Genomic DNA, 16,707 nt, shown 5'->3' with positions numbered 1-16,707 from the left:
TTATCATTATACCATAAATCCAGCCTATCCAACAAAGGAAAATCATGAGACAGATACTTCTCATCAAAGCAAACAAAAAACACCTTTTGGTCAAATGAGATAATGACCAAAAGGTATTACTGTTTGCATTATTTAGCTACTGTGTAGAGTTCGTTTACTTTATTCCAGTTAATCACTGAGAAGAAAGCTTTGATGTAGTCAGGACGAACGTTGCGGTATTTCACATAGTATGCATGTTCCCAAACGTCCAAGCCCAAGATTGGTTTCTTACCTTCTGAGATTGGTGTGTCTTGGTTTGCTGTTGAAGTCACTTCAAGCTTACCTTCTTTGTTAACAACCAACCATGCCCATCCAGAACCAAAACGAGTTGTTGCTGCCGCAGTAAATGCTGCTTGGAATTCTTCGAATGAACCGAAAGTTTCATTGATTGCTGCTGCAAGTTCTGCTGAAGGAGCTGTTTTTTCAGGAGTCATCAATTCCCAGAAAAGAGCGTGGTTCAAGTGTCCACCACCATTGTTGATAAGTGCTTGACGGATATCAGCTGGGATAGAATCTACGTCCGCAAGCAATGCTTCGAGGTCTTCACCAATTTCAGGGTGTTTTTCAAGAGCTGCATTTGCGTTGTTTACGTATGTTTGGTGGTGTTTGTCATGGTGCAAGTGCATTGTTTCAGCATCAATGTATGGTTCCAAGGCGTCGTAAGCGTATGGAAGATCTGGTAAGATAATAGCCATCTGTAATACCTCTTTTTCTTTCTATATAAAAATGATAACGCAATCATCCTGTTTTTTCAAGTTTTTTGCTCAATTTGACTGGCTCGCAATCTGCAATAAAGCTTTCTCAAACAAGTACCCTTTTTCGTAAACACCAGTCTTAATTTGGTAATCTGCCTGGATGAGATGACGAATAGAATCCTGTAAGAAATTCAAGGACAATCCTCGCGTGTCACGAAGAGCAAATTTGATTTGATAGGGATTCGGATTGCGACCAAGATAGTGACCTAAACTGCTGACCATCTGAGACTCTGTTTGGCCAGATTCTTGCAAAATTTTCACTTGTGTATAGAGTCTGAACTGCCCCAGCATAATGGCAATAAGTTTAATCTCATCTTCTCCCTGCAAGGTCAAATCTTTGACTAAATCACGCGCCTGATCAATCTTATTTCCTAAAATCAATTGGGTTAAATCAAAGATATTATCCTGCAAAGTTTTTGGTATAGCTTCAACAATGTCTTCTTCTGTAATCAGACCACTATCCTTATAAGACTGTAAGAAGAGCAGGTTTTTCTGAATTTCACTGAATTGAAAACCTGATTTGATAAGCAACTGTTCGAAAGATTTTCCATCAAAGGAAAGTCCTTGTTCCTGAGCCCACTTTTGAAAATAGGCTCGTAACTCTTGCTCTTTAGGTTCAAGAGCCTCAAATACTGTCGCATCCCGCTTAAGTAATTTGACCAAACGTCTCTTGCTATCTAACTTGCCTTCAGCAAAGATTACTAATTTACTTGAGGGTACAGGATTTTCCAGATAGTCTTCAAAAGACTTAAGTTCATCATCAGTTAGATAGCGTTTTTTAGCTGTCGTTATATCGAGAAAATGATCTAAAACAACAATTTTTTCATCCGCAAAGAAAGGAAGACTGACCAGCTCTAGTTCCAAGCTTTTGTAGTCTACTTCTTTCATGTCAAAATAAGCAAAATTCAAATCTGCAGGATCGTAGCCGATTTGCTTTAGCACTTGAGTCTTCATGACGTCATACTGTCCTTGATCAACTCCTGTAAACAAGGTCAAACTAGGAAGGTTCGCTAAGGATAGCTTTCGGCTTTCTTCTATAGCTAGCATCATTTCTCCTTTCTTTATAGTTTCGCTGTTATTTAATCAATATAATTTAATTTTCCCCGGAAATCCTCTAGGCTTTCATACCCCTTTTCCGCCATGATTTCTTTGAGCTCGTTTGTAATACGTTCAAAAGCAGCTACTCCTTCTTTGTGAAGTGTAGTTCCAACCTCAACCATGCTGGCACCGCATAGGATATGTTCAAAGGCATCACGTCCTGTTAACACTCCTCCAGTTCCAATGATTTGAATCTCAGGATTTAATCGTTGATAAAAGGCATGAACATTAGCAAGGGCAGTTGGTTTAATGTATTCTCCACCAATTCCACCAAAACCATTTTTAGGACGAATCACAACCGTTTCATCTTCTATATAAAGGCCATTTCCAACTGAATTTACACAATTCACAAACTTAAGTGGATACTTGTTAAAAATTGCTGAAGCTTGGTCAAAGTGAACAATATCAAAATACGGTGGCAACTTGATGCCTAGAGGTTTAGTAAAGTAAGCAAAAACTTCAGACAAAATCTTATCAGTCGTTTCAAAATCATAAGCAATCTGAGGCTTACCTGGAACATTTGGACATGAAAGATTGAGCTCTGTTAGACCACGGAAATCACTTTCTTGAACCTTTTTCAAAATGGTATGAGTTTCCTCTGGAGACATTCCAACCAAAGATAGAAAAAAGGTACGATTTGGTTCCTTATCTTGCAATTCCAAAAGATAGTTCAAGTAATAGTCTAAACCATGATTTGGTAACCCCATAGAATTGATAGAACCCAGCGGTACATCGTGATAGCGTGGTTCTGGATTACCTTGACGAGCCTCCAATGTTGCTGTCTTAGTCACAAAAGTTCCTGCAGATGACTGCTTGACTTCCTCCAACTCCTCAATAGTCATGCAAGCCACTCCTGCTGCATTCATGAGACAGTTGTCAAATTCAAAACCAGCAATTTCCGTTTTTGTCGATACCATTGTTCTGCTCCTTTAGTTTCTCTTATTTTTATCATTATACCATATTTTTCTCTTTTCTTTTTTTAATAACTGATTTCAAATGCTGCCCAAGCGCTTTATAATCAGTATTTTCTAGAAATTGAATGAATTTTTAGAAAATTCTACTTTTTTCTTTACAAGCGCATATTATTCTGCTATAATGTCTCATGTAATAAAATATGACAACAAAAGGAGAACGATATGACATCTGCTAAAGAATATATCCAAAGCGTGTTTGAAACTGTTAAAGCTCGTAATGGGCATGAGGCTGAATTCCTTCAGGCAGTCGAAGAATTTTTCAGCACATTGGAACCTGTATTTGAAAAACATCCTGAATACATTGAAGAAAACATCTTGGCTCGTATCACCGAGCCTGAACGCGTGATTTCTTTCCGTGTTCCTTGGGTAGACCGTGATGGAAAAGTTCAAGTAAACCGTGGTTACCGTGTTCAATTCAACTCAGCTGTTGGACCATACAAAGGTGGACTTCGTTTCCATCCAACTGTAAACCAAGGGATCTTGAAATTCCTCGGATTTGAACAAATTTTTAAAAACGTTTTGACTGGACTTCCAATCGGTGGTGGTAAAGGTGGATCAGACTTTGATCCTAAAGGAAAAACGGATGCTGAAGTGATGCGCTTCTGCCAAAGTTTCATGACTGAATTGCAAAAACACATTGGTCCTTCTCTTGATGTCCCTGCTGGTGATATCGGTGTTGGTGGACGTGAAATTGGTTACCTCTATGGTCAATACAAACGCCTTCGTCAATTCGACGCTGGTGTCTTGACTGGTAAACCTCTTGGATTTGGTGGTAGCTTGATTCGTCCTGAAGCGACTGGTTACGGTTTGGTCTACTATACTCAAGAAATGTTGAAAGCTCACAATGACAGCTTCGCTGGTAAGAAAGTCGTTGTATCTGGTTCTGGTAACGTTGCTCAATATGCAGTCCAAAAAGCAACTGAACTTGGTGCAACTGTTATCTCAGTATCTGACTCAAATGGTTACGTGATTGATGAAAACGGAATCGAATTTGACCTTCTTACAGATGTGAAAAACAACCGTCGTGCTCGTTTGACTGAGTACGCTGCAGAAAAACCAACTGCTACTTACCATGAAGGTTCTGTATGGACATACGCAGGCAACTACGACATCGCTCTTCCATGTGCGACTCAAAACGAAATTGACGGTGAAGCTGCAAAACGCTTGGTTGCTCAAGGAGTTATCTGTGTATCTGAAGGAGCTAACATGCCTAGCGACCTTGAAGCTATCAAAGTCTACAAGGAAAATGGAATCCTTTACGGACCTGCCAAAGCTGCCAATGCTGGTGGTGTAGCTGTATCTGCTCTTGAAATGAGCCAAAACAGCCTTCGCCTTTCATGGACACGTGAAGAAGTTGACGGTCGCTTGAAAGACATCATGACTAACATCTTTAACACAGCTAAAACAACTGCAGAAACTTACGGTCTTGGTACTGACTACCTTGCAGGTGCAAATATTGCAGCCTTTGAAAACGTAGCAAACGCTATGATTGCACAAGGGATCGTGTAAGATAAATCAACACAAAAATCCTCAATCACTTCGATTGGGGATTTTTATTTTGGTTTTAAAAAGAGCTCACTAAATTTTTTAGTGAACTTAAAATTAATAGTTATTTTACGATAACTAAGGCAAAAGAAAGACATTCGACAATTTCATTTGTTACTTTATCAATGTTTATATCTTCTTTGTCATTTATAATCATAGGAACAATATAAGAAAGACTTAAAGCTAAAATATAGCGAACGATCCTTTCATTTGACCAATCTCGAATAACACCATTTTTTTTAAACTGATTCAAAACTGGTGTAATTGGATTAATGATAGAATGAACAATAATATTTCCTAACTCTTCAGAAATAGATTTATCAATCAGTGAACGACTCAAAAGAATTTTAACTTGCATTTTATTGTTATGAATAAAGACTAACCTATCCTGAACGATGCTTCTTAGAAAAAGTGAAAAGGTTTCTTGCCCTATTGTAAATCTCTTATCTGAAAAATCAGCAATGACCTCTGGAATGACTTGTTCTAGAAATCTAGATAAAATAGCATCTAGGATACCTTCCTTGGTTTTAAAATAACTAAAAACTGTTCCTTCTGAGACTCCAGCATGTTCAGCAATAAGATTAGATGTTGTATTTTCAAAACCAATCTCGGAAAATAATTTTAAACTGGATATTAATACTTGACGTTGTTTTAAACTTAATTCACTGCTTTTTAATGTCTCAGCAAACTTATATTCTATACTTTCCATTCCTGCCCACTCTATCTACTCTCTTATTTTAATAATTCTTTTACCACGAGTATGTCCTAATTTCAGACTACGATATGCCTCTCTAACTGACTCCAGAGAAAAACTATACTCTTTCTCAATATTCAGCTGAACTTTTCCATCTGAGACCATCTCCTCTAGAGTTTTAAAATCATCATAAGTGGAATGTCTCGGACCTGTGAACTGAGCTCCTCTTATTAAAACATATGGTGAAGGTACTAGAGTTCCAATAGATGTACCCTTCAATCCCAAACTAAAAGCTAATTTAACATAATCACCACCATAGCAATCCAAAAATTTTGTAATAGGTTTTGGAGCTACTGATAAAAGAGACTTTTGGACATCCTCTTCATAAGATACTGGTATAGCTCCTAAAGACTCTAAATATTCTGCATTATTCTTGCTCGCAATACCAATAACAGTTGCGCCCTTAGCAACCGCATACTGTACTGCAATGCTACCAATGCCACCTGAAGCTGCAGAAATAACTACAACATCTTTAGAATTTAAATTAATTCTTCTAAAAGCACCACCGACTGTTAAAGAAGCCACCCCCATAGTAGCAGCATGATTCATGTCAATATTCTCTGGTTTCAATGCAATTTCTGATTCGCTAACACAAATTTCTGTTGCTAACGCACCCTTCTTAGTACCAAGTCCAGGATCACTTATTATTGTTCCAAAAACCTTGTCACCTACTGAAAAACGGCTCACTCCTTCACCAATTTCTGTGATAACACCAGCAAAATCCCTAGCGACACCTCTTGGAAATAAAGATGATTTTGATTCAAACCAACGACCTGGTTGTTTTAATTTTGTCAAAAAACTCAAAAAACGAAGTGGCTTCGCCCCCTCGAAAGTTTTGTAATCAATAGGATTTAAACCAACAGCAAATACTTTTACTCTAACTTGATTCATTCCTAATGATTCAGATATAATATTTACTAAATCTAGAACTTTTTCATCACCAAAACGATTATACTGTATTGCTTTAATAACCATTATCTAATTCTCCTAATCCCTAACAGAATTGAGTGAGCGCTCAATTAATTTTTATATATTATACGCTTATTCTTCAAAGAAATCAACTGCTCTATGACTTTAAACAAAAAAATCTACCAAAAATGGTAGATTTTTTCTTACAATTTACCTGCTACGGCATCCAACAATTCTTGGATCTTAGCTTGGTTGCTTCCTCCTGCCATGGCCATGTCTGGTTTACCACCACCACGTCCATCGACGATTGGAGCTAATTCTTTGATCACATTACCTGCGTGCACATCTTTTGTTTTGCTGGCTACAAGGACATTGACTTTGTCACCGATGGCTGCGACAAGAACAAGAACATCAGAGTAGTCTTTTTGTTTCCAGTTATCTGCGAAGGTACGAAGGGCACCAGCATCTGATACAGAAACTTGGCTTACGATAAAGCTGTGACCATTCGCTTCTTGAACATGTTTGAAGACATCACCAGCTGCCGCTGCTGCTGCTTTTTCCTTCAATTCTGCATTTTCTTTTTGAAGTTGTTTCACTTGTTCTTGGAGAGCTTCCACTTTATGAGGAACTTCCTTAAGTTGAGGAGCTTTCAAAGCAGCTGCAGCCACTTTAAGAGCATCTTCTTGTTGGCGATAAGCTTCAAAGGCTTCTTTACCGGTCACTGCCAAGATACGACGAGTTCCTGAACCGATTCCTTCTTCTTTGACAATTTTGAAGAGGCCAATCTCAGAAGTATTGGCAACGTGAGTACCACCACAAAGCTCAATAGAATAATCACCAATGGTTACTACACGGACATTTTTACCGTATTTCTCACCGAAGAGGGCCATTGCTCCCATTTCTTTAGCTGTATCGATATCGGTTTCAATTGTCTTGATTGCAATAGCTTCCCAGATTTTTTCATTGACTTGTTGTTCAATCGCACGTAATTCTTCAGGAGTTACGGCTTGGAAGTGTGTAAAGTCAAAACGGAGGAATTCTACTTCGTTGAGAGATCCTGCTTGAGTCGCATGATTTCCGAGAATGTTATGAAGAGCTGCATGAAGCAAGTGAGTTGCTGTATGGTTCTTCATAACGCGGTGACGACGATTGGTATCAATAGCCAAGGTATATTCTTGGTTCAAAGCAAGAGGTGCCAAAACTTCAACAGTATGGAGTGGTTGACCATTTGGTGCTTTTTGAACATCTGTAACATTTGCTACGACATTCCCTACAGCATCCAAGATTTGACCATGGTCCGCAACCTGTCCACCCATTTCAGCGTAGAATGGAGTTTCAGCAAAAATGAGGGAAGCAGTTCCTTCGGATACAGCTTCTACTTCTGTATTGTCCGCTACGATAGCTACCAACTTAGAAGACAATTGGCTAGCATTATAGTTAAAGTGACTTTCAACTGTGATATTTTGAAGAGTTTCATTTTGCATGCCCATAGATCCGCCTTTGACAGCTGATGCACGCGCACGTTCTTGTTGTTCCTTCATAGCTGCTTCAAATCCGTCACGATCGATAGTCATACCAGCTTCTTCAGCGATTTCTTCTGTCAATTCAACTGGGAATCCATAAGTATCGTAAAGTTTAAAGACGTCTTGTCCATCGATAACAGATTGACCTTTGGCCTTCAAGTCAGCTACGATACCTTGAGCAAAGTGTTGACCTGAGTGAAGGGTACGAGCAAATGACTCTTCTTCACTCTTAACGATTTTTTCGATAAAGTCACGTTTTTCAAGCACTTCTGGGTAATAGCTTTCCATGATTTTTCCAACAGTTGGAACCAATTTGTAAAGGAAAGGTTCGTTGATCCCCAATTTTTGACCATGCATAGAAGCACGACGGAGGAGACGACGAAGGACATAGCCACGTCCTTCATTTCCTGGAAGAGCCCCATCACCAATCGCAAATGAAAGAGAACGAATGTGGTCTGCAATGACCTTGAAGCTCATATTGTCACCATCTGGATCGTAGGTTTTTCCAGACATCTTTTCCACTTCACGGATGATTGGCATGAAGAGGTCTGTTTCAAAGTTGGTCTTCGCTCCTTGAATAACGGCTACCAAACGCTCTAAACCTGCGCCCGTATCAATGTTCTTGTGTGGCAATTCCTTGTATTCACTACGAGGAACAGCAGGGTCTGCGTTAAATTGTGACAAGACAATATTCCAGATTTCGATGTAACGGTCATTTTCGATATCTTCTGCAAGAAGACGAATACCGATATGATCTGGGTCAAAAGCTTCTCCACGGTCAAAGAAGATTTCAGTATCTGGTCCTGAAGGTCCTGCACCGATTTCCCAGAAGTTGTCTTCGATTGGGATCAAGTGACTAGGATCTACTCCAACTTCTACCCAGCGGTTGTATGAATCCTTGTCATCTGGATAATAAGTCATATAGAGTTTGTCTTTAGGAAAGTCAAACCATTCTGGACTTGTCAAGAGTTCAAAAGCCCAAGTGATGGCTTCATCACGGAAGTAATCACCGATAGAGAAATTCCCCAACATTTCAAACATGGTATGGTGACGCGCAGTCTTCCCTACGTTTTCGATATCGTTGGTACGGATGGCTTTTTGAGCATTGGTAATCCGTGGATTTTCAGGTTTGATGGTTCCGTCGAAGTATTTCTTGAGGGTTGCAACTCCTGAGTTAATCCATAAAAGAGTTGGGTCGTTAACTGGAACCAAGCTAACAGATGGCTCTACAGAATGTCCCTTGCTTGCCCAGAAATCAAGCCACATTTGGCGAATTTGTGCACTAGATAGTTGTTTCATTTGTATCTCCTTTTTACTAATTTGAGTCTCTTTCTAGCATTTCTACATAGTCGATAGCGACACAGAGGGAAATGACTAGGTCTGCATAAGATTCTTCGTAAACTGTTACGGTATAGGTAGAAGTTAAATGGAAGAGTTCCTTGGCGATTTCCGCAATCACTTGGTCACGGTCATCCAGAAGTTTAAAGTTTAAATCCCAGACGTTCCCTTCGATACGAAGACCAAAGTTGTCAAACTCATACTTATCTCTGAAAAAAGTCAACTTCTTTCGGATGTAAAAACTATCTCCATTGCTTAGTTGAATCTCAAAGCGTGGCATGAAAGCCACCATTTCTTTACTAATCTCACTGATCTGTTCTCCAGCAGCATCATAGATGGTAAAGGTTTTAGGTAACTTGAAAAAAGAACCCTCAACTTGATAGGCGATATTGCCCAACTCATCCTTGATATCAAAGCGTTCGCCACCTAGGCGAAATTTTTGTTTGACAAGAAATGATCTCATAAGTACCTCCAAAAATAAAAGACAAATCCATATCACGAAGGGCGAAAAACCGCGGTACCACCTTCATTCAATGAACTTGTCATTCTTTGATTCTTATGCAGTTGTTACAATCGAGTAGCATGATTTTCTATCTTAGATGGCTCGCAGCACCGCCAATTCTCTGAACTAAGATGGAGAGAAAATCAATTCTCAACACTCCTATTATACTGTTTTTTTAAGTTTGAGTCAACTGGAAAAACCAACAAAAAAACGAACCAGCCTAACTGATTCATTTTCTTTTATATACTCCTACTTCCGATACATCTTAAACTGTAGGAAAAGGTCACTGTAGATCCCTGTCCACTGGCGGTCAAACTTCTCATAGACCTCTAGGTGTTTCATCGTTTCTGCATCTGGATAGAAGGACTTGTCCTCTTTTGTCTCCTCGGGGAGCATTTCCTTAGCAGCATTGTTTGGTGTTGAATAGCCGACATACTCTGCATTCTTGAGAGCATTTTCAGGCTTCAATGCGTAATCGCAATGGAAAGGCAACATTTTCAAAGACATTCATGTGCGGAAACAAGGCGTAAGATTGGAAGACTGTGTGAACATCGCGCTTATTAGTAGGAATATCATTGATTCGCACGCCATCCAATAAAATATCACCACTAGTTGCATCTAGCAAACCAGCGATGATATTGAGAATGGTTGATTTACCAGAAACCGATGCTCCTAGCAGTGTATAAAATTTTCCTTCTTTTAACTCAAAGTTAATATCCTTGAGAACCTGGTGTCGCTAACTTCAAAAACTTTAGAAACGTTTCTGAATTCGATAATTGGTTTTTTCAATTGCTCTAAATTTCTTTTTCTCTATAAATTAATAAATTGGGACCTCGTTAGAATGCTAGCAACAAGTTTAGGAAAATACACAACCTAATTCTTGTCTAGCAATAAAGTCCCAATCTTTATATACTAAGTAAAAATAATCTTATTCGTGTTCACCCAAGATGCGAACTTCCCGCTCAAGGGTAACACCTGAATGTTCTTTAACTTTTTCAATGACAGACTCAATTAAGTCTTCATAATCTCTTGCTGTACCATCAGCAACATTGATCATAAAACCAGCATGTTTCTCAGAAACTTCTACTCCACCGATTCGGTAGCCCTTTAGACCCGCTTCTGAAATCAATTGCCCTGCAAAATGCCCGACTGGGCGTTTAAAGACAGAACCACATGATGGGTATTCCAGAGGTTGTTTCAGTTCACGAAGGTGAGTCAAGCGTTCCATTTCTTGCTTGATGACCTGATGATTCCCTGGAGCTAGGGCAAACTTAGCAGATAATACAATTGCTCCAGAATCTTGAACAAGAGAATGACGGTAACCAAATGCTAAGTCTTTGGCAGATAAGGTTTCGATTTCCCCTTCCTTGGTCAAAACCTTACAAGACTGCAAGATATGAGCAATTTCTCCACCATAGGCACCTGCATTCATAAAGACAGCACCACCGACACTACCTGGAATCCCGCAAGCGAACTCAAAACCTGTCAAACTATGACGGAGAGCGATACGAGTGGTTTCAATCAAGTTTGCTCCCGCTTCTGCCTCAATCGTATAACCATCAACTGTGACGTTATTCAACTTGTCACACATAATCACAAAACCACGAACGCCACCCTCACGAACAATAATATTACTGGCATTTCCGAGAACCATCCATGGGATATTTTCTTGATTGGCAAATTTAACGACTCGAGCCATCTCGTAACGATTACGAGGAAAAACTAAGTAATCTGCTTTCCCTCCAACTTTTGTATAGGTATAAGTTTTCAATGGCTCATCGAATCGAATATCAATTCCTTCTAAGGTTTCTTTTAATTTATCTATTACAGTCATTTTTCTTATCCTTTTATAAAATTCATTCAATTATACCATTTTTAGCGATTTTTTTCGATGATTTTCTAAGCTTTTTCTCTGACAATATTAAAAAGAGGCTAGGCCTCTTTTCGTTTATTGTTTTTTACAAAAAATTGACTTTGTAAAGTATACAAATAGGATAACTTCCACGGCGAGTAATCCTTCCACTATTAGTGGATTTGAAATCCAACCAACCTGTGAAAGACTAGGAGCTAGATCGAATAAGGCGTGCAAACCATAAGCAGCTACTAGGTAAATCCAATTCTTTTGACGGACTGCTTGATAAACCCAAAAAGAGAGACCGATTTGCATCACCAGAGCAAGTATGCGTTCAACACCTAGTAAATAAACCTGCCATACAGATAGGGACTGAACTGCTTCAAGTGTAGTTTTGGGAAGGAGATTTGCTACATCGGGATTTGGAGACTCTAATAATGAAAGGAGGATCAAAAGACTAATCAAACTTCCCATTCCGAGGTAGAGCAACTCCAAACCTCCATGCCCCAACCCATAAGCTAAGGCATCTGAATCTTCTATGCTTCTCTTCTTCTCTAACCATTTAAAGAAGACAAGGCGAGCCGTTTCTTCAAAGATAGCTGCCATAGCAATTCCATAAAGGACATATAAAAAAGGATGCTCCTGCATGAGCGAAATAGTTCCGTCTTTTTGTGGATGAAGAACTAGGAGATGAACAATTTTCTCTAAGACTTGAGAAGAAACAAAGAATGCCACTGCCCCAAGACCTAGTACCGAAAGGTTAATCTTGTATTTCTTTTTTGCATACCAAATGGCTGCTATAAGAAATACAAATAAAGCTATCATTGTGATTATTACATGAATTTTCATACCTTGCACCTCTTACTCTGCTTGTTCGATATCTTTTTTCATCTCATCTACATTAAACTTAGCAAAAAGATATTTACGATCTTGAACAGGGAAACGTTGATCCAGCTGGTCAACAGCACCTACCTCTACAATTCCTTCCTTGATGACAAAGTCCATAACGTGACCACCAAAGGTTAGATCATCTGAGATAAAGTGCAAATGGTAACCCGCAACACTAACTCCGTGAAAAATCTCTGGCGTCCAGAATCCAACAATTGTTCCTGAAACATTGTCACAGCTATATTCAGGCTGATGAGTTGCCACCTCAGCAAACTTTGTTTCAGTTGTTGATTTTGGAATCATGCGAACATGCATATGTTTAAAATCACCGTGAATCTTAATCGAACGAAATAGGTTTTCCCCATCATAGTAGGACTCAATACGTTTTTCAAGTTCCTGATCAGTCATTTCAAAACGCTGACGAAAAATAACTTCTGCCTGGTGGGGTACAACTGCCGCATAAGGAATCAGAGCATCTGGCGACACTTCAACGATTTCAGGTTCATCACCTGACCCCTTAGCTTGATAAGCTTTCCCATCTAAGACAATCAATTCTCCATCAATAGAATCTAGGGTTCCTAGTCCTAAATCTCCATGTTCAAGCAATTCACCCACGGTCATGGTTCCACCGTAAAGTCCTGCCATCAAGGCTCCCAAAGTATTGTATTGGAATAATTTAACTGGTTCTTGCACCTTAATCATCATCTCACTCTTCTTTGAAAATTTTACTTACTAAGTATATCATAATTCTTCATATAATTGAACACTAGACTACCTTTTAACATTGCCAAACGTCTAAAAAAAAGGTACAATGAAACAAAATCAAGTGAGGTCAGGAATGAAGCAAGAAAGCAAGTATGAACAAGTTGTTCACTATCTGAAAGAAGAGATAGAATCGGGAAAACTTCAAACAGGAAGTCGCCTACCTTCTATCCGAAAACTCAGTCAGGACTTCCACTGCAGTAAGGACACTATTCAGCGTGCACTCTTGGAACTCCGATACGAGAAATACATCTACTCCAAACCTCAAAGTGGCTATTATGTTTTAGAGCAACAAACTCGGCACGAGGACCTCTTAATATCGGTCAATGATGAACATCTCCCTGCCTATGATGATTTCCGCCTGTGTGTCAATGAAAGCTTGATTGGTCGAGAAAATTATCTCTACAACTACTATGAGCAGCTAGAAGGCTTAGAAGAATTACGCCAGTCTGTTCATTCCTTGCTCTTTGACCAAGCAATCTATAGTAAATCAGACCAGTTAGTCATCACAACCGGAACCCAACAGGCACTTTTTATTCTTTCACAGATTGATTTCCCAGGTAAGGGGCAAGAAATTCTAGTCGAACAACCAACCTATCACCGAATGAATCAACTTTTGATGGCTCAAAATCTTCCTTATCAAACCATTGAACGTAGGGTCAATGGTATTAATCTGGATGAACTTGAGAATCATTTTAAAAGTGGAAAGATTAAGTTTTTCTATACCATTCCCCGTTTCCACTACCCTCTGGGGCATTCTTATTCGGAAGAGGAAAAACTTGCTATTCTTGACTTGGCTTCTAAGTATCATATTTATATCGTTGAGGATGATTATCTAGGAGACTTGGATCCTAAATTGGGGCAAACCTTTCATTATCTGGACCAGCATGATCTAGTCATCTATATCAAGTCTTTTTCTACCAGTATATTCCCTGCCCTTCGGATCACTGCTCTCATACTTCCTAACGCTATCAAGGAAGCTTTTGTGACCTATAAAAACATTCTGGACTATGATAACAACCTCATTATGCAAAAGGCTTTATCACTCTACATTGATAGTCAGCTTTTTGAAAAAAATAGATTAGCAAGATTGGCACTTCAGGAAAAGAGTCAAAGACACATCCAACAACTTTTAAAAAACCATCCCATTCCCCTACCTTGCTATCCACTTCATGATGGACTTCTGATTGATCTTAGAAACTATGCTAAGATAGCTAGTCTTAAACACAGTTCTTTAAATCTTGATTTTTTCGAATCATCCTATATAAGAACTTGTCCTTATCACTATGTAAAAGTTCCCATTGAAAATCTTGAAGCAACATTAAAATACCTAAAAACAGAGCTGGACTAAAATCCAACTCTGTTATTTTTTTATTGTTCTACTTCTGTTAGTTTAGAAGCTTTTTCAAGATAAGTTTGGTAAGTTCCGTCATCTTTTAATTTTTGAATGACCTTATCAACCACTTCCTTCAAATCTGAGCTGCCTTTTTTGATAGCTACAGCATTTGCTTCGCCTTCTTTCATGGTCAAGCTTACAGTAGCAACTGCCAAATCAGAGTTTTTACCAGCATAGCTTAGAGCTACTGGCTCGTCCATATGAACAGCATCAACCTTACCGGATTGAAGTTCATTGACTGCTTCCCCCATGTTAGTCAAAGATGTTAACTGCGCATTTGGAAGTTGTTCTTTAACCATAGATTCAGGAACAGTTCCTTTTTGAGCTGCAATATTAGCACTTGCAATAGAATTCAAATCCTTGTATTTTTCAAGGTCTGACTTTCTAATTAGGAAACTCATTTTGTTTTCATAGTAAGGAATTGAGAAATCAAAAACTTCTTTTCTTTCGTCAGTTGCACTAATTCCCGCAATTGCCAAATCTGCTTTACCTGTTTGAAGGCTTGTCAAGACATTATCAAAACTCATACTAGAAACTTCAAGTTTCACTCCGAGTTCATCAGCAATTGCTTGAGCCATATCAATATCTGCACCTACAACCTGATTCTTTCCATCCACTAAAGATTGAAACTCAAATGGTGCATAGTCTGGACTAGTTGCGACAACTAATTTACCTTTTTGTTTGATTGCCTCTACTGCTGACTGCGAGCTTGAGCTAGACGATTGGCAAGCCACTAAAAAGAAACTTGCAATTAAACTACATAAGACAAATATCCATTTTTTGAAATTCATAAATAAACAACCTCTCTGTTAATTTTGTATAATTATAACTCATTAATCCTTCCTTGTCAAGTATAATTTTAATATTTATTTATTTTTTCCATTTAGTTTAACAAAAAAGGAGCTTTTATTCACTATTCAACTCCGTTTTCTGTATATTTAATCAATTTTACAATTCGACAATCTTACCTGTTTCAAAGTAAACAACCCATTCACAGATATTCTTAGCATAATCACCGATGCGCTCCAAGTAAGAAATCACTTGTAAGTAATCACGACCTGTAACAATGGCATCTGGATTCTTTCTGATTTCTTCAGTAGCCAAATCACGAATGCTTTCGAAATAATGGTTGATTTTTTCATCTATGGTTGCAACTTCATAGGCCTTATCAACTGATCCATTTAGATAAAGTTCAAGAGTTGTTTCCACAAAATCTTTCACATCCCGTCCCATCTTTTTGATTTGCTCTTCGACAGCTGGGATACGTTGCTCACCTTTCATACGAATAGTTGCCTCTGCAATAGATACCGCATGGTCTCCCATACGTTCTAGGTCAGACACAGCTTTTAGCACTGTCAACACTGTGCGTAAGTCTTGTGAAACTGGCTGTTGAAGGGCAATAATTTCAAATGATTTTTTTTCTAATTTTACTTCGTATTCATTGACTTCTGCATCTTCTTCGATGACTTCTTTTGCCAAATCACGGTCATGGGTTACAAAAGCACGCACGGTCCGGTTAATCTGTGAAAGAACTTCCTGACCCATGGCATAGAATTGGTTATGCAATTTATCTAAATCTTCTTCAAATTGAGATCGTAACATCTTTTCTCTCCTTATCCAAATTTACCTGAAATATAGTCCTCGGTTTCCTTATGTTGAGGATAGAGGAACATTTCCTTAGTATCATTAAATTCAATCAAATCTCCATTTAAGAAAAATCCTGTTTTATCGGAGATTCGAGATGCTTGCTGCATAGAACGAGTTACCAAGAGCATAGTGTACTTGTCTTTTAGACCATACAAGGTTTCCTCAATCTTACCAGCAGAAATAGGGTCCAATGCTGAAGTTGGTTCATCTAAAAGGATAATTTTAGGACTAGTCGCCAAGACACGGGCTACACAAACACGTTGCTGTTGACCACCTGATAGACCAATAGCTGAATCATGCAAGCGATCCTTGACCTCATCCCAGATTGAAGCACGTTGTAAAGCCTTCTCTACCGCTTCATCTAAAACCTGTTTGTCTTTTTCTCCATTGATACGGAGACCGTAGACAACATTTTCATAGATGGACATGGGGAAAGGATTGGGTTGTTGGAAAACCATTCCAATTTCCTTACGTAATTCAACGGTATCCGTACGAGGGCTATAGATATTGTGCCCATTATAAACCACTGATCCAGTTGTCGTCACTTCAGGATTAAGGTCACCCATTCGGTTAATAGCCTTGAGCAGGGTTGATTTCCCTGATCCTGATGGACCGATCAAAGCGGTAATTTCCTTAGGTTGAAAAGATAAGGAAACACTATTCAAAGCCTTCTTTTTGTTGTAATAAACAGACAGGTCTGAAACCTGTAAAATCGCATCTGTCAT

At 38.8% G+C, this 16,707-nt stretch carries 15 protein-coding genes and 2 pseudogenes; 2 read left to right on the top strand and 15 right to left on the bottom strand.

From position 1 onward, the window contains the following. Nucleotides 1–128 precede the first annotated feature (128 nt). The 3 genes from sodA to HMPREF3237_RS07775 all read right to left on the bottom strand — a co-directional run bounded on the left by sodA (nt 129) and on the right by HMPREF3237_RS07775 (nt 2,809). On the bottom strand, nt 129–734 hold the full coding sequence (sodA, locus tag HMPREF3237_RS07785) for a superoxide dismutase SodA (protein ID WP_006145387.1): 606 nt from the start codon (nt 732–734) through the stop codon (nt 129–131). 69 nt (nt 735–803) lie between these two features. Beyond that, nucleotides 804–1,841, bottom strand: a complete 1,038-nt coding sequence (holA, locus tag HMPREF3237_RS07780; RefSeq protein ID WP_070889428.1) for a DNA polymerase III subunit delta — start codon at nt 1,839–1,841, stop codon at nt 804–806. Between the two features lie 32 nt (nt 1,842–1,873). Next, a complete protein-coding gene (locus HMPREF3237_RS07775) occupies nt 1,874–2,809 on the bottom strand; it encodes a dihydroorotate oxidase (protein ID WP_070889427.1) in 936 nt (311 codons plus the stop codon). A gap of 219 nt (nt 2,810–3,028) precedes the next feature. Here HMPREF3237_RS07775 and gdhA point away from each other — a divergent pair, with 219 nt between their 5' ends. Continuing rightward, entirely contained in the window at nt 3,029–4,375 is a 1,347-nt protein-coding gene (gene gdhA, locus HMPREF3237_RS07770; RefSeq protein ID WP_070889426.1) for an NADP-specific glutamate dehydrogenase, read from the top strand. Between the two features lie 100 nt (nt 4,376–4,475). Here gdhA and HMPREF3237_RS07765 read toward each other — a convergent pair whose 3' ends face one another. The 9 genes and pseudogenes from HMPREF3237_RS07765 to budA all read right to left on the bottom strand — a co-directional run bounded on the left by HMPREF3237_RS07765 (nt 4,476) and on the right by budA (nt 12,879). Beyond that, on the bottom strand, nt 4,476–5,120 hold the full coding sequence (locus HMPREF3237_RS07765) for a TetR/AcrR family transcriptional regulator (RefSeq protein ID WP_070889425.1): 645 nt from the start codon (nt 5,118–5,120) through the stop codon (nt 4,476–4,478). A 15-nt stretch (nt 5,121–5,135) separates the two neighbouring features. Then, complete coding sequence (locus HMPREF3237_RS07760) at nt 5,136–6,140, bottom strand: NADP-dependent oxidoreductase (RefSeq protein WP_070889424.1); 1,005 nt, start codon at nt 6,138–6,140, stop codon at nt 5,136–5,138. Nucleotides 6,141–6,277: 137 nt separating this feature from the next. Then, complete coding sequence (alaS, locus tag HMPREF3237_RS07755) at nt 6,278–8,896, bottom strand: alanine--tRNA ligase (protein ID WP_070889423.1); 2,619 nt, start codon at nt 8,894–8,896, stop codon at nt 6,278–6,280. Nucleotides 8,897–8,912: 16 nt separating this feature from the next. Further along, the gene (locus HMPREF3237_RS07750; protein WP_070889422.1) at nt 8,913–9,398 is read right to left on the bottom strand and encodes an LURP-one-related/scramblase family protein; all 486 of its coding nucleotides are present in this window, start codon (nt 9,396–9,398) and stop codon (nt 8,913–8,915) included. A gap of 288 nt (nt 9,399–9,686) precedes the next feature. Further along, nucleotides 9,687–9,914: pseudogene (locus HMPREF3237_RS07745) on the bottom strand (spermidine/putrescine ABC transporter substrate-binding protein); the annotation flags it as partial. Continuing rightward, nucleotides 9,907–10,226, bottom strand: a pseudogene (locus tag HMPREF3237_RS08850) (ATP-binding cassette domain-containing protein); the annotation flags it as partial. The pseudogenes HMPREF3237_RS08850 and HMPREF3237_RS07745, both read right to left, overlap by 8 nt. 139 nt (nt 10,227–10,365) lie before the next feature. Next, on the bottom strand, nt 10,366–11,271 hold the full coding sequence (gene murB / locus HMPREF3237_RS07740) for a UDP-N-acetylmuramate dehydrogenase (RefSeq protein ID WP_070889420.1): 906 nt from the start codon (nt 11,269–11,271) through the stop codon (nt 10,366–10,368). Nucleotides 11,272–11,385: 114 nt separating this feature from the next. Continuing rightward, the gene (locus tag HMPREF3237_RS07735; protein ID WP_070889419.1) at nt 11,386–12,138 is read right to left on the bottom strand and encodes a YhfC family intramembrane metalloprotease; all 753 of its coding nucleotides are present in this window, start codon (nt 12,136–12,138) and stop codon (nt 11,386–11,388) included. 12 nt (nt 12,139–12,150) lie between these two features. Next, nucleotides 12,151–12,879, bottom strand: coding sequence for an acetolactate decarboxylase (gene budA, locus HMPREF3237_RS07730; protein WP_373879057.1), 729 nt, complete (start codon nt 12,877–12,879; stop codon nt 12,151–12,153). A gap of 136 nt (nt 12,880–13,015) precedes the next feature. Between budA and HMPREF3237_RS07725 the strand changes: the two genes are divergently transcribed. Continuing rightward, a complete protein-coding gene (locus tag HMPREF3237_RS07725; RefSeq protein ID WP_070889545.1) occupies nt 13,016–14,290 on the top strand; it encodes an aminotransferase-like domain-containing protein in 1,275 nt (424 codons plus the stop codon). 20 nt (nt 14,291–14,310) lie between these two features. On the opposite strand, the gene HMPREF3237_RS07720 is transcribed toward HMPREF3237_RS07725, so the two are convergent. The 3 genes from HMPREF3237_RS07720 to pstB form a co-directional block, all read right to left on the bottom strand. Then, on the bottom strand, nt 14,311–15,126 hold the full coding sequence (locus tag HMPREF3237_RS07720; protein WP_070889417.1) for an ABC transporter substrate-binding protein: 816 nt from the start codon (nt 15,124–15,126) through the stop codon (nt 14,311–14,313). A gap of 157 nt (nt 15,127–15,283) precedes the next feature. Continuing rightward, on the bottom strand, nt 15,284–15,937 hold the full coding sequence (gene phoU, locus HMPREF3237_RS07715) for a phosphate signaling complex protein PhoU (protein WP_070889416.1): 654 nt from the start codon (nt 15,935–15,937) through the stop codon (nt 15,284–15,286). Between the two features lie 11 nt (nt 15,938–15,948). Continuing rightward, nucleotides 15,949–16,707, bottom strand: a complete 759-nt coding sequence (gene pstB / locus HMPREF3237_RS07710; protein WP_070889415.1) for a phosphate ABC transporter ATP-binding protein PstB — start codon at nt 16,705–16,707, stop codon at nt 15,949–15,951.

Source organism: Streptococcus sp. HMSC34B10, from assembly GCF_001839505.1.
Lineage (GTDB): Bacteria > Bacillota > Bacilli > Lactobacillales > Streptococcaceae > Streptococcus > Streptococcus peroris.
Note: the sequence above shows the minus strand (reverse complement) of the source record. Positions and strands in the feature narration are given on the sequence as shown.

Excerpts from the sequence above, each read along its gene's own strand:
- sodA (WP_006145387.1), bottom strand. The coding sequence starts at position 734 with ATGGCTATTATCTTACCAGATCTTCCATACGCTTACGACGCCTTGGAA.
- holA (WP_070889428.1), bottom strand. The coding sequence starts at position 1,841 with ATGCTAGCTATAGAAGAAAGCCGAAAGCTATCCTTAGCGAACCTTCCT.
- HMPREF3237_RS07775 (WP_070889427.1), bottom strand. The coding sequence starts at position 2,809 with ATGGTATCGACAAAAACGGAAATTGCTGGTTTTGAATTTGACAACTGT.
- gdhA (WP_070889426.1), top strand. The coding sequence starts at position 3,029 with ATGACATCTGCTAAAGAATATATCCAAAGCGTGTTTGAAACTGTTAAA.
- HMPREF3237_RS07765 (WP_070889425.1), bottom strand. The coding sequence starts at position 5,120 with ATGGAAAGTATAGAATATAAGTTTGCTGAGACATTAAAAAGCAGTGAA.
- HMPREF3237_RS07760 (WP_070889424.1), bottom strand. The coding sequence starts at position 6,140 with ATGGTTATTAAAGCAATACAGTATAATCGTTTTGGTGATGAAAAAGTT.
- alaS (WP_070889423.1), bottom strand. The coding sequence starts at position 8,896 with ATGAAACAACTATCTAGTGCACAAATTCGCCAAATGTGGCTTGATTTC.
- HMPREF3237_RS07750 (WP_070889422.1), bottom strand. The coding sequence starts at position 9,398 with ATGAGATCATTTCTTGTCAAACAAAAATTTCGCCTAGGTGGCGAACGC.
- murB (WP_070889420.1), bottom strand. The coding sequence starts at position 11,271 with ATGACTGTAATAGATAAATTAAAAGAAACCTTAGAAGGAATTGATATT.
- HMPREF3237_RS07735 (WP_070889419.1), bottom strand. The coding sequence starts at position 12,138 with ATGAAAATTCATGTAATAATCACAATGATAGCTTTATTTGTATTTCTT.
- budA (WP_373879057.1), bottom strand. The coding sequence starts at position 12,879 with ATGATTAAGGTGCAAGAACCAGTTAAATTATTCCAATACAATACTTTG.
- HMPREF3237_RS07725 (WP_070889545.1), top strand. The coding sequence starts at position 13,016 with ATGAAGCAAGAAAGCAAGTATGAACAAGTTGTTCACTATCTGAAAGAA.
- HMPREF3237_RS07720 (WP_070889417.1), bottom strand. The coding sequence starts at position 15,126 with ATGAATTTCAAAAAATGGATATTTGTCTTATGTAGTTTAATTGCAAGT.
- phoU (WP_070889416.1), bottom strand. The coding sequence starts at position 15,937 with ATGTTACGATCTCAATTTGAAGAAGATTTAGATAAATTGCATAACCAA.
- pstB (WP_070889415.1), bottom strand. The coding sequence starts at position 16,707 with ATGACAGATGCGATTTTACAGGTTTCAGACCTGTCTGTTTATTACAAC.